This is a genomic window from Sphingopyxis sp. GC21, from assembly GCF_025727575.1.
Classification (GTDB): Bacteria; Pseudomonadota; Alphaproteobacteria; order Sphingomonadales; family Sphingomonadaceae; genus Sphingopyxis; species Sphingopyxis terrae_A.
Genome location: NZ_CP095845.1, coordinates 3,465,274 through 3,479,544, shown reverse-complemented (window position 1 = coordinate 3,479,544; position 14,271 = coordinate 3,465,274). Strand labels below are relative to the sequence as shown.

The 14,271-nt window shown below is 68.3% G+C and carries 13 protein-coding genes; 6 read left to right on the top strand and 7 right to left on the bottom strand.

What is annotated here, in order from left to right; translation table 11 throughout:
• Window positions 1–19: 19 nt before the first annotated feature.
• Complete coding sequence (locus MU856_RS16820) at window positions 20–685, bottom strand: TetR/AcrR family transcriptional regulator (protein ID WP_263587986.1); 666 nt, start codon at window positions 683–685, stop codon at window positions 20–22.
• Window positions 686–891: 206 nt separating this feature from the next.
• On the opposite strand from MU856_RS16820, the gene MU856_RS16815 reads away from it, so the two are divergent.
• A complete protein-coding gene (locus MU856_RS16815; RefSeq protein ID WP_263587985.1) occupies window positions 892–3,234 on the top strand; it encodes a TonB-dependent receptor in 2,343 nt (780 codons plus the stop codon).
• A gap of 86 nt (window positions 3,235–3,320) precedes the next feature.
• On the opposite strand, the gene MU856_RS16810 is transcribed toward MU856_RS16815, so the two are convergent.
• The 5 genes from MU856_RS16810 to hemC are packed head-to-tail and all read right to left on the bottom strand — an operon-like array spanning window position 3,321 to window position 8,277.
• Window positions 3,321–4,439: a CaiB/BaiF CoA transferase family protein gene (locus MU856_RS16810; RefSeq protein ID WP_263587984.1), complete on the bottom strand. Its 1,119-nt coding sequence runs from the start codon at window positions 4,437–4,439 to the stop codon at window positions 3,321–3,323.
• A gap of 19 nt (window positions 4,440–4,458) precedes the next feature.
• A complete protein-coding gene (locus tag MU856_RS16805; RefSeq protein ID WP_062901348.1) occupies window positions 4,459–5,661 on the bottom strand; it encodes an acyl-CoA dehydrogenase in 1,203 nt (400 codons plus the stop codon).
• A 45-nt stretch (window positions 5,662–5,706) separates the two neighbouring features.
• On the bottom strand, window positions 5,707–6,618 hold the full coding sequence (locus MU856_RS16800; RefSeq protein WP_263587983.1) for an MICOS complex subunit MIC60: 912 nt from the start codon (window positions 6,616–6,618) through the stop codon (window positions 5,707–5,709).
• A 1-nt stretch (window position 6,619) separates the two neighbouring features.
• Window positions 6,620–7,327, bottom strand: a complete 708-nt coding sequence (locus tag MU856_RS16795; protein WP_263587982.1) for a uroporphyrinogen-III synthase — start codon at window positions 7,325–7,327, stop codon at window positions 6,620–6,622.
• On the bottom strand, window positions 7,324–8,277 hold the full coding sequence (gene hemC / locus MU856_RS16790; protein WP_062901351.1) for a hydroxymethylbilane synthase: 954 nt from the start codon (window positions 8,275–8,277) through the stop codon (window positions 7,324–7,326). The genes MU856_RS16795 and hemC overlap by 4 nt, the downstream gene beginning before the upstream one ends.
• Window positions 8,278–8,403: 126 nt before the next feature.
• Between hemC and tsaD the strand changes: the two genes are divergently transcribed.
• The 3 genes from tsaD (at window position 8,404) to MU856_RS16775 (ending at window position 12,075) form a co-directional block, all read left to right on the top strand.
• Entirely contained in the window at window positions 8,404–9,438 is a 1,035-nt protein-coding gene (tsaD, locus tag MU856_RS16785; RefSeq protein WP_263587981.1) for a tRNA (adenosine(37)-N6)-threonylcarbamoyltransferase complex transferase subunit TsaD, read from the top strand.
• Window positions 9,439–9,449: 11 nt separating this feature from the next.
• On the top strand, window positions 9,450–10,442 hold the full coding sequence (locus MU856_RS16780; protein WP_263587980.1) for an NAD(P)H-dependent glycerol-3-phosphate dehydrogenase: 993 nt from the start codon (window positions 9,450–9,452) through the stop codon (window positions 10,440–10,442).
• Window positions 10,443–10,536: 94 nt separating this feature from the next.
• The gene (locus MU856_RS16775; RefSeq protein ID WP_062901353.1) at window positions 10,537–12,075 is read left to right on the top strand and encodes a lipopolysaccharide biosynthesis protein; all 1,539 of its coding nucleotides are present in this window, start codon (window positions 10,537–10,539) and stop codon (window positions 12,073–12,075) included.
• 8 nt (window positions 12,076–12,083) lie between these two features.
• Here the strand turns inward: MU856_RS16775 and MU856_RS16770 are convergent, their stop codons facing one another.
• The gene (locus MU856_RS16770) at window positions 12,084–13,082 is read right to left on the bottom strand and encodes an adenosine kinase (protein WP_186401440.1); all 999 of its coding nucleotides are present in this window, start codon (window positions 13,080–13,082) and stop codon (window positions 12,084–12,086) included.
• Window positions 13,083–13,191: 109 nt separating this feature from the next.
• Between MU856_RS16770 and MU856_RS16765 the strand changes: the two genes are divergently transcribed.
• Both MU856_RS16765 and MU856_RS16760 read left to right on the top strand, forming a co-directional pair.
• Window positions 13,192–13,869: an EI24 domain-containing protein gene (locus tag MU856_RS16765; protein ID WP_263587979.1), complete on the top strand. Its 678-nt coding sequence runs from the start codon at window positions 13,192–13,194 to the stop codon at window positions 13,867–13,869.
• Window positions 13,870–13,881: 12 nt separating this feature from the next.
• On the top strand, window positions 13,882–14,262 hold the full coding sequence (locus MU856_RS16760; protein WP_263587978.1) for a hypothetical protein: 381 nt from the start codon (window positions 13,882–13,884) through the stop codon (window positions 14,260–14,262).
• Window positions 14,263–14,271: the final 9 nt, after the last annotated feature.

Genomic DNA, 14,271 nt, shown 5'->3' with positions numbered 1-14,271 from the left:
ATCGCCGTCGCCGTCCGCATCAATCCTTCCTCCTGAGCCCGTTCGCCAGCATGTCGTTGGCGATCCGGGCGACGTCGGCGATGTCGGCGCTTTCGTCCCACAGACCGTAGCGCATGCCCAGAAAGACGTTCATGCCGGCGATGGCCCAGGCATGGACCTCGCCCGCATCGGCGCGGATTTCGCCGCGCGCTGCGCCATTTTCCAGGCGCTGGCGCATGCGTTCGACCGTTGTTTCATAGTGGCGGCGATAGCTGGCATAATCGACGAATTCGGCCTCGTCGATGATGCGATAGATTTCCTTATGCTCGCGCACGAAGCGCAGGAAGGATTCAAGGCCGACGCGTTCGGCGGCGATTTCGTCGGGCGCCGCCTGCACCAGCGGGGTGACATGGTCGCGGAGTTGCTCGCTCATATAGCGGACGAGCGCCTGGAAAATTTCCTCTTTCGAATCGAAATAGGTGTAGAAACTGCCCAGCGCGGTTCCGGCGCGGCGCGTGATGCCGCTGATCGATGCGTCGTGAAACCCGCGCTCGCCGAATTCGATCGCCGCAGCGTCGAGCAGCTTGCGCAGCGTGCGCCGCCCGCGTTCGGTGCGCGGCGCCTTGTCGGGATTGCCCGGCGCCGCAGTATCGACGGGGCCTGCGCCCGCTTCGCTCGGCGGTGCCGATGATCGCGGCTGATTCATCTTGTGCCTTCCCTCTCCGCCCCGAAAGTCCGGCGGCCCCCTTGCGTGGCCTTTTTGCATCACCGGAGGGCAAAATATAGCCTTCACAACTTCCAAGTTGAAACTTGGTTCATGTTTCATTATTGGGTGCGGCGCGGCTTGGCAAGGACCGGCCCAAAAAAACGCAAAGGGTGACGAGGGGTCACCCGTCACATGGGAGACACATCATGCGTTCCTTCGCTCGCCCGCTGCGTCGTGCCGTTCTGGCCTCGACCGCACTCTCGATGATCGCTTTCACCCCTGCTGCCTTCGCTCAGGACGAAGGCGCCAGCTCCGCCGACGACAGCGCCGAGATCATCGTCACCGCCCGCCGGCGCGACGAACGGCTGATCGACGTTCCCGTCGCGGTCACCGCCATTTCGGGCGAAGCGCTTGAAACCCGCGGCGCGATCGACATCACCGATGTCGCGAACATGACGCCGAACACCACGCTCGAGAATTCGCGCGGGACCAATTCGACGCTCACCGCCTTCATCCGCGGCGTCGGCCAGCAGGATCCGGTCCCCGGCTTCGAAGCGGGTATCGGCATCTACCTTGACGACGTCTATCTCAACCGCCCGCAGGCGGCGGTGCTCGACATCTACGACGTCGAGCGGATCGAGGTGCTGCGCGGCCCGCAGGGCACGCTCTACGGTCGCAACACCATCGGCGGCGCGGTCAAATATGTGACGCGCGCGCTCAACCCCGATTCGCCCGAGCTGCGCATCCGCGGCACCTATGGCAGCTATAATCAGGCCGATCTGGTCGTCACCGCCAGCGTGCCGATCAACGACATGCTGCGCGTCGGCGGTTCGGTTGCGCGCCTGTCGCGCGGCGGTTTCGGCGACAATCTCAACATTCCCGGCCTCGAAAACTACAACAAGGATGTGTGGGCCGGCCGCGGCACGCTGGAATTCGGCGGCAATGGCGCGCCGGTGCTTATCCGCATCTCGGGCGACTATACCCACGACAAATCATCGCCGCGCAACGGCCATCGCCTGATCCCGGGCCTCTTCTCAGGCGCGCCGGTGCTCGACAATGTCTACGACACCCGCGCCGGGCTCAACGATCCGAAGCAGGACGTCCGGGCCTATGGCTTGGCGATGAATGTCACGGCAAATCTCACCGACACGCTGACGCTGCGTTCGATCAGTGCGTGGCGCAAGGACCGCAGCTTCACCCCGATCGACTTCGACTCGCTGCCGTCGGTCGACGTCGACGTGCCTGCGGTCTACCGCAACGAGCAAATCAGCCAGGAATTCCAGCTGCTCTATGAAGGCGACAAGCTGAAAGGTCTCCTGGGCTTCTATTACCTCGATGCGCAGGCCGCGACGTCGTTCGACGTGTTGCTCGGCCTGACGGGCGCCGCGCTGCCGCCAGCGTTCGGCGGGCCGCTGCCCGGCCTCAACGGCTATACGGCGGGCGACGTGCGGACCAAGACCTGGTCGGTGTTCGGCGATTTCACCTATGACTTCACCGATCAGCTCAGCCTGTCGGTCGGCGGTCGCTACACGAGCGACAATCGCAACGCCTTTGTCTACAAGGCGAACCGCATCACCGGCCTGTCGCCGGAGTTCGGCGGCACGCTGACCCCGATCGCCATCGCGGTGGCGACCAATTTCCGCGGCGAGCGCACCTTCAAGGAATTCACCCCGCGCGCCTCACTGAGCTTCAAGCCCAATGCGGACAATATGATCTATGCCTCCTATTCGAAGGGCTTCAAGGGCGGTGGTTTCGATCCGCGCGGTTCGGGCACCTCGGCACCGATCAGCAATCCGTCGGCGGGCCGCACCTATGACGATATCTACAACTTCCTCGCCTTCGACCCCGAAAAGGTCGACAGCTATGAAGTCGGCTACAAGGGATCGCTGCTCGATCGCCGCCTGACGCTGAGCCTCGCCGGCTTCTACATGGACTATAAGGATGTGCAGATTCCGGGGTCGGTCGGTTGCCTCGTCGGCGGGGTGCAGAGCTTCTGCGGCATCACCACCAACGCCGCCAAGGCGCGCCTCCAGGGGGTCGAGGCCGAAACCAATGCAGTGCTCGCGCGCGATTTTGCCGGCGCCGGTTCGGCCATCCGCTTCAACGGATCGCTCGGCTATATCGACGCCAAGTACAAGCGCTTCATCGGCCCCACCGGCACCGATGTCTCGAACATCCGCACCTTCCAGAACACGCCGAAATGGACGGTGTCGGGCACGCTCGCCGCGGGCATTCCGGCGATGGGCGGCAATATCGACGCATCGACGACGCTGTCCTATCGCAGCCTGACGCACCAGTTCGAAGTGCCGATCCCCGCGCTCGACCAGCCGGGCTACACGCTGTGGGATGCCAGCCTCGTCTGGACCGCCGACAGCGGCAATTATTCGATCGGCCTCCACGGCAAAAATCTGGCCGACAAGCGCTATATCACCTCGGGCTACAATTATCAGAATGCGGCGGGCGCCTCGACGCTCGGCCTTGAAGGCATTTTGACCGCCTTCTACGGCAACCCGCGCCAGGTCTTCGTCACCGGCACGGTCAAATTCTGACCTGCCGACGAACAGCCAAAAAAACGGAAAGGGGCGCACGCTTCGGCGCCCCTTTTCTTTGGGTCGCTGCCCCGCGGCTCGGCGGTTCAGGGCAGCGGCGGCGCACCGGCGGCGGCAACCATGCGTTCGCCATCGATCACGATCGGACTCGCCACGCCGTCGATAAAGGCGCCGTCGGGCCGGATGCGCATGCCGCGCGCCACGACCTGCGGATCGGCGAACACCGCCGCCAGATCGTTGATCGGCCCCGCCGGAACGCCCTCGGCTTCGAGCGCGAGCGACAGCGGCTGCGCGTCCCAGGTCGCGATCCTTGCGGCGAGCAGCGGAATGAGCGCGGCGCGATTGGCGAGCCGCGCCGCATTGGTCACGAAGCGCGGATCTTCTGCCCATTCGGGCGCGCCCAAAATCGCGCACAGCTTGCGATACTGGCTGTCATTGCCCACCGCGATTACGAGCTGGCCGTCAGCGGTCGCAAACAGCTGATAGGGCACGACATTGACATGCGCATTGCCCATCCGCTTGGGCGCGACGCCGCTCGCCAGATAATTGGCGGCCTGATTGGCGAGCACCGCGACCTGGCTGTCGAGCAGCGCCATATCGACATGCGCGCCAGCCCCGGTGGCGTCACGACGCCGCAGCGCCGCCAATATGCCGACGGTCGCATACATGCCGGTGAAGATGTCGGCATAGGCGATCCCCGCCTTTTGCGGCGGCCCGTCGGGTTCACCGGTCAGCGACATGAAGCCGCTCATCGCCTGGACGATGAAATCATAACCGGCGCGGTGCGCATAAGGGCCTGTCTGGCCGAAGCCGGTGATCGAACAGACGATCAGACGCGGGAAATCGGCGCGCAGCGTCGCAGGGTCGAGCCCATATTTGACGAGTCCGCCAACCTTGTAATTTTCGATGACGACATCGGCTTCGGCGATCAGTGCGCGCACCGCCGCCTGCCCCTCGGCGGTCGCGATGTCGACAGCGACGCTGCGCTTGCCGCGATTGCAGCTGTGATAATAAGCGGCGCCCAGATTTTCGCCCGCCGCGCCGGTGACGAAGGGCGGCCCCCATTGGCGCGTATCGTCGCCAGCGCCGGGGCGCTCGACCTTCACCACCTCGGCGCCAAGGTCAGCGAGCAGCTGCCCGCTCCACGGCCCCGCGAGGACGCGCGCCAGTTCGACGACGCGCAGTCCCTCGAGGGGCTTGGCCACCGGCGCTGGCGACGATGCCTCAGGCAAAGGCGCTGATGCCGGTGATCGCGCGGCCGAGGATCAGCGCATGGACGTCATGCGTGCCTTCATAGGTGTTGACGGTTTCCAGATTCACCGCGTGGCGGATCACATGATAGTCGGCCGAGATGCCGTTGCCGCCGTGCATGTCGCGCGCCACCCGTGCGATATCGAGCGCCTTGCCGCAATTGTTGCGCTTGAGGAAGCTGATCATGTCGGGCGCGAGATGCCCTTCGTCGATCAGCCGTCCGACGCGCAGCGCCGCCTGGGTGCCGAGCGCGATTTCGGTGAGCATATTGGCAAGCTTGAGCTGGACGATCTGGTTCGCCGCCAGCGGGCGCCCGAACTGCTTGCGCTCGAGCGTATAATTGCGCGCCGCCTCATAGCAGAATTCGGCCGCGCCCATCGCGCCCCAGCCGATGCCGTACCGCGCGCGGTTGAGGCAGCCGAACGGCCCCTTCAGCCCCGAGACATGCGGCAGCAGCGCGTCTTCGCCGACCTCGACCCCGTCCATCACGATCTCGCCGGTGATCGACGCGCGCAAGCTGACCTTGCCCTCGATCTTCGGTGCCGAGAGGCCCTTCATGCCCTTTTCGAGGATGAAGCCGCGGATCGCGCCGTCGTGCGCGTCGGACTTCGCCCAGACAACGAAGACGTCGGCGATCGGCGAATTGGTGATCCACATCTTCGCGCCCTTGATCCGGTAGCCGCCCGCGATCTTTTCGGCGCGCGTGCGCATCCCGGCGGGGTCGCTGCCGGCGTCGGGTTCAGTCAGGCCGAAGCAGCCGACAAGCTCGCCCGAGGCGAGGCCGGGCAGGAAGCGCATCTTCTGCTCTTCGCTGCCATAGGCATTGATCGGGTGCATCACGAGCGAGCTTTGCACCGAACAGGCCGAACGATAGCCCGAATCGACGCGCTCGACTTCGCGCGCGATCAGGCCGTAGCTCACATAATTGAGCCCCGCGCCGCCATATTTGGGGTCGATCGTCGCGCCGAGCAGGCCGAGCGCGCCCATTTCCGACATGATCTCGCGGTCGAAGCGCTCGTCGAGAAAGGCCGAAGTGACGCGGGGCAACAGCTCGCCGGTCGCATAGGCGCGCGCCGCATCGCGGACCATCCGCTCCTCTTCCGAAAGCTGCGCGTCGAGCGCGAGAGGATCAAACGGGTCGAGCGCTTCGATGCGCTGCGGATCGGCGAGGGCCATGGGTCAGCTTTCTTCAAAAGCGCGGACCCGTCGATACAGGCCCGCTCAGGAGGTCGGATCGCCCGGCTTGCGGGCCATCGCGGCGGTCGGTCCGTCGCGCGGCTCCAATATCGCCGCGGTCTCGATCAGGTCAAGCGCGCGCCGCGCCTCATGATAGCGCCGCGCCGCGATCAACCAGTCCTTCGCTTCGGCGGCGCCGGGCATCGCCTGCACCTCCTCGATCGCCTTGTCGACCTGCCCGCCCGCCAGATAGCGGCGCGCGCGGTCGAGCCGTTCGGATGCACGCGGCGACTGGGTGCCCGCCGGACGGACGACGAACATTTCGCTGACCTCGCGGCGCAGGCCGGTCCAGAAGCTGCCGCCGCCGTCGCTGCGGCCGACGAGTTCGGGCGCCAGCGCGTCGAGTTCGGCGCGCAACTGCTCCAGCGTCACCGGATCGCGCGACGTGTCGATGATCGTCTTGACCGCATTGGGCTGGTCGTCGCCGAAGCGCAGGCGCAGCTGCGCCTCGAGATAGCCGAGCGGCAGCCCGCGATCGAGCGCGCGGCGCACCGCGAACGCGACCAGCAGCCCTTCGGCGCGCGAGGCATTGCCCGACGCCGAGGCCGCTTCGAGATTGAGGCGCGACAGCCGCTGTTCCAGCTCGGCCACGCGCGCCGACAGCGCGTTCGCGCCATCGACAGGCGCGACGACCAGCGCTGGCTGCCCGCTCTGCCCCGCATCGGGGCCGGCTCCGGCGGACGCCGCACCCGGCGCGGTGCCGGTCGCGGGGACATCGGCGACCTTGGCGACCGGCGGCACATCCTTGCCGGTCAGCAGTCGGCTCATCGCCCAGCCGCCGCCGACGATCCCGACCACGAGCAGCGCGAGCGCCGCAACTATCAACGTCCGGAACGATAGCCCCCTGCTGCGGACGCCATCGTCCATACGCACGGGTTTGTCGTTTTCGATTGCCATATTATTCTTTCGCACGACCCTGTCTGGGGCTCTTGTGGCACAAAGCGCGGGCCTGTGCCACCATCGCCGCATCGTCGGGCCGGTCGGCAAGCGCGATCGCCTTCCAATCCCCCCCGGCCCTTGCTGCCACAGCGGGGCTTATCGCGACAAGCGTCAAATGCCCGCGCTGGCCCTCGGTCAGCGCCGCGATCCGGTCCGCACCGCGCCCCGAATGGGCGAGCAGCACCGCCGGCGCAGCGATCAGCGCCGCCCAGTCGGCGGGCGGCTCGACGGGATCGACCGCATAGCAGGGCAGCGGGGTCAACGCGGCATCGCGCGCCGCCAGCGCGCTATGATCGCGGCCGCAAAGCCACAGGATATGGCGATAATTTCTGGACGTCATGCCATCAAGAAGCTGTTGGCCATCGCGCGTACCGACCTCCACGACGCGCAGGCCCGCGGCTTCCGCGGCTGCAGCGCTCGCGCCGCCCACGGCATGAACGGGGAGTGCGGCAAGCGCCTGCAAACCGGGTCCGGCCAGCCGCACCGCCTGCGCGCTCGTGACAAGCAATGCGTCGAAACCCGCGGGATCGGGCAGGGTCCAGTCGATCGCGCGCGCGGCGAACAGCGGCATGCTGCGCACATCGAGCCCCAGCGCCCGCGCCCGCACCACCGTCGCCGCGCCGCCGGGGTCGGCGCGCGTCACGAGCAGCGGCAGCGATTCGGTCATGCCGCGAACAGGCGCCGCACCGATTCGGGCGCCTCGACCAGCAGACGCCGCGCCAGCGCTTCGGCCGCGGCCGGATCGGGCACCAGCGTCTCGCCGATCGCATGGTCCGCGCCATCTTCGGAATAGATTTCGGCGTCGAGGCGCAGCGTCCCGTCGGCCAGCCAGCGCGCATAGGCCGCGACCGGCGACCGACAATCGCCGCCGAGCGCCGCCAGAAACGCCCGTTCGGCCGCAACCGCGCGGTGGGTGGGTTCGTGATCGGCCGCGCGCAGCAGCGCCCGCGTGGCCGCATCGTCGGCGCGGCATTCGATACCGATCGCGCCCTGCGACGCGGCGGGCAGGAGTATCTCCGCCGGCTGCACCGTTCCGACCGCATGCATGCCAAGGCGTTCGAGTCCCGCCGCGGCGAGCAGGGTCGCATCGACCTCCCCCGCCGCCAGCTTGCCAAGCCGCGTCGCGACATTGCCGCGTAGCAGCGTCGTTTGGAGGTCAGGACGCAGGCGGCGGACCTGCGCGGCGCGGCGCGGGCTGCTCGTACCGAGCCGCGCGCCGTGCGGCAGGTCGGCGATCGCTGCCGCTGCGATCCCGTCGCGAACCACCAGCCGGTCGCGCGGATCGGCGCGCTCGAGCATGGCGCCGAGCGCGAAGCGCGGATCGCGCAGCGTCTCGACATCCTTCAGACTGTGCACGGCGATGTCGATCCGCCCGCCGTCGAGCGCCGCGTCGAGCTCGCGCGTCCACAGCGCCTTACCGCCTACCTCGGCGAGCGCGCGGTCCTGGATCTTGTCGCCGGTAGCGGTCATCGGCACGATCTCGATCGCCTCGGGCGCGATGCCATAGGCGGCGATCAGCGCCGCGGCGGCCATATTGGCCTGCGCCATCGCCAGCGGCGAGGCTCGCGTGCCGAGGCGGAGCGGGCGGTCGGGCGTGGGAAGCGGAATCGAAGCCATGCGCGCCTGCTAGGGCTTCGGCGCGCGAAAGAAAAGGTGGCGAACGGTCTCGCAGGGACTCGGCAGGGACTCGATTGTCCGCCGCTTGCCCCCGCCCCCCTGGCACGGGTAAGGGGGCGCAACATTATGTCTCTCATCCTTGGCCTCGAATCGAGCTGCGACGAAACCGCGGCAGCGCTCGTCACCGACGACCGGCGCATCCTCGCGCATCGGGTGGCGGGACAGGAGGCCGAGCACCGGCCCTACGGCGGCGTCGTTCCCGAAATCGCGGCGCGCGCGCATGTCGACCGCCTCGCCCCGATCGTCGAAGGCGTGCTCGCCGATGCCGGGGTGACACTCGCCGATGTCGATGCCATCGCCGCGACTGCCGGCCCCGGGCTGATCGGCGGCGTCATGGTCGGGCTGGTCACCGGCAAGGCGCTCGCCCATGCAGCGGGCAAGCCGCTGATCGCGGTCAACCATCTCGAAGGCCATGCGCTCAGCCCGCGGCTCGCCGACCCCGACCTTCGCTTTCCCTATCTGCTGCTGCTTGTCTCCGGCGGGCACTGCCAGCTTCTGCTCGTGCGCGGTGTCGACGATTATCGGCGGCTTGCCACCACGATCGACGACGCCGCGGGCGAGGCCTTCGACAAGACCGCAAAGCTGCTCGGGCTCGGCTATCCGGGCGGTCCGGCGGTCGAACGGCTTGCGGCGGACGGCGATCCGCATGCGGTGCCGCTCCCCCGCCCGCTGGTCGGTAGCGCCGAACCGCATTTCTCCTTCGCCGGTCTCAAGAGCGCGGTGGCGCGCGCGGTTGCATCGGGCGCGCACCGACCCGCAGACGTGGCCGCGTCGTTCCAGCAGGCTGTCGTCGACTGCCTGATCGATCGCAGCCGCATCGCACTCGCCGCCTGCCCCGAAGCCACCGCCTTCGTCGTCGCTGGCGGCGTCGCTGCCAATGGTGCGATCCGCGCCGCGCTCACCGGCCTTGCCGCCGCGTTCGACAAGTCCTTCGTCGCCCCGCCGCTGTGGCTCTGCACCGACAATGGCGCGATGATCGCCTGGGCGGGCGCCGAGCGCTTCGCCGCGGGGCTCAGCGATCCGCTCGACACTGCGGCGCGGCCGCGCTGGCCGCTCGATCCCGCAGCCGAAGCGGTTCGCGGCGCCGGAGTAAAGGCATGACACGCGACAGCATGACGTCATTTGATAAGTTCGGCGTCGTCGGCGGCGGCGCCTGGGGCACGGCACTCGCCCAGCTTCTCGCCGCCGAGGGCGCACCGGTGCGCCTGTGGGCCCGCGAGGAAGACGTCGTGGCGGCGATCAACGCCGAACATCGCAACCCGCTGTTCCTGCCCGGTGCGGCGCTGTCGCCTTCGCTCGCGGCAACGAGCGACCTTGGCGCGCTGTCGGGGCTGGACGCGCTGCTCGTCGTCGTGCCGGTGCCCTATCTGCGCGCCGTGCTCGCGGCGCTGCCCGCAGGCGATGCGCCGCTGATCTTCTGCAGCAAGGGGATGGAGACGGGCAGCTTTGACTTTCCGATCGACATCGCGCGCGAAATCTTTCCCGGCCGCGGCTTCGCCGTGCTGTCGGGGCCAACCTTCGCGCACGAGGTCGCAGCGGGGCTGCCGACCGCGATCACGCTCGCTGCCGAAAACCCCGCGCTCGCCGAGGCGCTCGCCCGCGCGCTCGCCCGCCCGCATTTTCGTCCTTATGTGTCGACTGACATGATCGGCGCCGAAATCGGCGGCGCGATCAAGAATGTTCTCGCCATCGCCTGCGGCATCGTCGACGGCGCCGGGCTGGGCCTCAACGCGCGCGCCGCGCTGATCAGCCGCGGCTTTGCGGAGATGACGCGCTTCGGACTCGCGCGCGGCGCGCAGGCCGAAACGCTCGCCGGACTTGCCGGGCTCGGGGATCTCGTCCTCACCTGCACCTCGTCCAATTCGCGCAATTTCGCGCTCGGCCAGGGGCTGGGGCGCGGCGAGAGCGCAGCGGCCCTGATGGCCGACCGCCGCACGGTCGCCGAAGGCGCGTTCAGCGCCCCGGTGATCGCCGCCGCTGCGCGCGCCGATGCGATCGACATGCCGATCACCGACGCGGTGGCGCGGCTCGTCGCGGGCGAAACGCGCGTTGCCGACGCCATTCAGGCCCTGCTCAGCCGCCCGCTGCGACCCGAGGGCCGATGATGCACCGCTGCCGATTGCCTGGATTGCCCGGATTGCCTCGCCCTTTTCCGCGCGCTAAACAGCGCACAGGGGAGCAGCAGAAGGGGCGCCAGGCTTGAGCCAGACGGACAGCGCAGCCGCGCCCCCTTCCGCATCCCCGGCGGCCGACCCGGCGGGGCAGGATGCCGACACCGCCGCGCTCGCGAGGGGCGGCCGCACCAATTTCTTCGGCTTTATCCTGCGCCTCGTCGCGCGCCTGCCCTTTCTCTATTTCGCCGGCCGCTGGTATGGCCCCGAAGCGGTCGGCCGCTTCGCCTTTGCCGTGCTCGTCATCGAGTTGATCGCGCAGCTTGCGACGCTCGGGCTCAAGCGGGGCCTCGCCGAACAGCTCAGCAAGCCGGGCGCCGATCATCGCCATATCGTGTGGGACGGCATGTTCGTCGCCTTCCTCGCCTCGGCGTTCGGCTCGGCGATTCTCTTCGCCTTTCCGCAGCTCATGTTCCCCTCGGGCGATATCGACGGCTGGGATCGCTGGGTGGCGATCACCGTCTTCGCGATCGCCGGTGCCGACATCGCACTCGCCGCCTGCGCCTATCGCTACGACATCGGCGCCACGGTGCGCGCGCGTTCGATCGTCGAACCTTGGGCGATCAGCGCCGCCGCCTTCGGCTTCGCCTTCTATTCGCTGCGCGACGGGTTGATCCTTTCCTACGCCGCCGCGATGATCGCGACCTTCTTCACCGCGCTCATTCCGATGATTCGCCACTATGGTGGCCCCGGCGTCTGGCGCCCGCATCCCGCGCAGCTCATCTCTCTCGCGCGCCGCAACGCGCCGCTCGCCGCCGCCGATGCGATCGAATGGGGGACGCGCCGGCTCGACCTGTTCATCCTCGGCCAGTTCACCTCGCCAGCGATCTACGGCATCTATTACATGGCGCAGCAGGTTGCCTCGCTGCCGCAGAAGCTCAAGACCAGCTTCGAGCCGATCCTCGGCCCCGTCATCACCCGCAATCTGGCCGAGAACCGCCTTGCCGCCGTCGCCGCGCAGGTCAGTCAGGTCGGTTTCTGGATCATCGCGGCGCAAGCAGGAATCGCGCTCGCGCTCGGCATTCCGGGCGAGGCGGTGATGGGCCTCGTCGGCCCGCAATTCGTCGAGGGCAATGTGGCGCTCGCCTTCCTGCTCGCAGCGGAGGTCGTGGCGGCGACGGCGGTGGTGAGCGAAGCCGCGCTCGTCTATGTCGCCCGCCACCGCAATCTGCTGATCAGCATCGCGACGCTTGCGCTGCAGGCGGTGCTCAGCGTCGCGCTGATCCTCACCGCCAAGTCGATGGGATTGCCGCCGATCGCCTATGCCGGAGCGGTCGCGCTCGCGCTGATGCTCGCGCTCGGCTTTGCTTCGGTGGTGAAGGCGCGGCTGCTTGCGCGTATCCTCGGCGCACCGGTCAACAGCCTGCGCTGGGCGCTCGTCTGGGCAACCGCTGGGGCCACGGTTCTCGGCTGGGGCGCGACACAGATGCCCGAATGGGCCGAGCTGCTGATCGGGGTCCCCTTCATCCTCGGCATCTATGCGTGGCTGATCTGGACGCGCGGCTTCGGCCCGGCCGACCGCGCGCTGTTCCGCAAGCAGCCTGAAACGGCCGCTCCGGCAAGCTGATCCGCGCGTCAGCCGAGCCGCGCGGCGACTTCGGCTTTGAGATCGGTCTGCGCGCGCGGGCCGACCTGCGCGATGATTTCGCGCGCACACACCGCACCCATCGTCAGGCAATCGGCGAGCGAGCGGCCCTCGGCCTGGCCCGCAAGGAACCCGGCAGCGAACAGGTCGCCGGCGCCCGTGGTGTCGACGACCGTCTCGATCGGCTCGGCGCCGACCGCAACGCGCTCACCGTTCGCGACCGCGATCGCGCCCTTTTCGCTGCGCGTCACGACGAGCAGCGGCACGCGCGGCGCGATCGCCGCGACGGCGGCTTCGAAGTCCTGCGTACCGGCGAGCGCGCAGATCTCGACCTCGTTGGCGAACAATATGTCGAACAGTCCCTCGCCGATCAGCGCGCGGAAATCATCGCCGTGGCGGTCGATGATGAAGGCGTCGGACAGGGTGAAGGCAACCTTGCGTCCGGCGCCGCGTGCGACGTCGATCGCGCGGCGCATCGCGGCGCGCGACAGCGGCGGATCCCACAGATAGCCCTCGAGATAGAGGATGTCGGCGTCGGCGATCCAGTCTTCGGCGATCATCGCCTGTTCGAGCAGATGGCTCGCTCCGAGGAAGGTGTTCATCGTCCGCTGGCCGTCGGGCGTGACGAGGATCAGGCAGCGCGCTGTCGGCGCGCCTTCCTTGAGCGCCGGGGTTTCATAGGCAACGCCGAGCGCGCGCAGGTCGTGCGTGAAAACGCTGCCGAGCTGGTCGTCGGCAACCTGGCCGATGAAGGCGCAGCGGCGGCCGAGCGCCGCCATGCCGGCAAGCGTGTTCGCTGCCGATCCGCCCGACATTTCGATCGCCGGACCCATCGCCGCATACAGCCGCCCAGCCTCTTCGGCATCGATGAGTCGCATCGACCCTTTGGTCAGGCCCTCGGCCTCGATCAGTGCGTCGTCGGCGCGGGCAATGACATCGACGATCGCATTGCCGATCGCAACGACTTCGAAACGGGCGGTGGAGGCCATGAAAAATCCTGTGATGCGTGGGAAAATATGCCGCGCGCCTTAGGGGGCCGCGGGCGCCAAGGCAAGCGCGACGCTTGACGGCGCAGCGCCCGCCGCGCCATTCGGGGGCATGGCCCGCGCCGTCCAAGCCCTGTTCCTCGCCATCGGCGACCTGTCGAGCCCGCGGGTGCTGCGCATCCTGGCGATCAGCCTTGCCCTCACCCTGCTGCTGTTCGTTGGGGCGGGTGCGGCGCTTCTGGCTGGCGCGCGCTGGGCGCTCACGCATTGGCAGTGGCTGGGCGCGGCGGGGATCGACATGGCGAGCGTGCTGATCCTGCTGCTGCTGATCGCGGGGAGCTGGCTCCTGTTTCGCGCCGTCGCGATTGTCGTCGTCGGGCTGTTCGCCGACGCCATCGTCGCCGATGTCGAGGGGCGCCACTATCCCGCCGCCGCGGCAGGCGCGGTCGATGTCGGCTGGCGGCAGTCGGTCGCCCTCGCGCTCGCATCGCTCGCGCGCCTGTTCCTTGGCAATCTTGCCGCGCTGCCCTTTTATGTCCTCCTCCTGGTGACGGGAATCGGCACGCCGATCCTCGCCCTTTTCGTCAACGCGATGCTGCTCGGCCGCGATCTCGAGGCGATGGTCCTCGCGCGCCATCCCGGCCGGCCACGGCTTGAGAGGAGCGCGCGCTGGTCGCTCGGCCTGCTGTCCGCCGCAAGCTTTCTGGTTCCCGTCGCCAATCTGTTGGCGCCCATCGCGAGCGCGGCTATGGCCGTCCACATGCTCCATCTGCGCCGGGCAGACAGATAAAGGGGGACCGGCTTGACCCGCACCACCAACATGGCCGCACTCGCGGGCCTTTCGCTGATGCTCGGCGGCTGCGCCGCCACCGCCGTGCCGCGCGTGACGCCGCCGCCGACAAGCAGCGCCCCGGCGCCGCTCAACCCGCCGCGGGTCACCCAGAATAATGCGCTCGTCGGGCGCGATGCCAACAGCGCATTGCGTCTGTTCGGCAAGCCGCGGCTCGACGTCAGCGAGGGCGCGGGTCGCAAGCTGCAATTCGCCGGTTCGGCATGCGTATTGGATGTTTACTATTACGCCCAGCGCTCAGGCGCCGAGGCGCTCGCCACCCATGTCGACGCGCGCACCCCCGACGGGCGCGACGCGAATATCGACAGCTGCATCGCCGCGCTGCGGCGGTAGGGCAAAGAT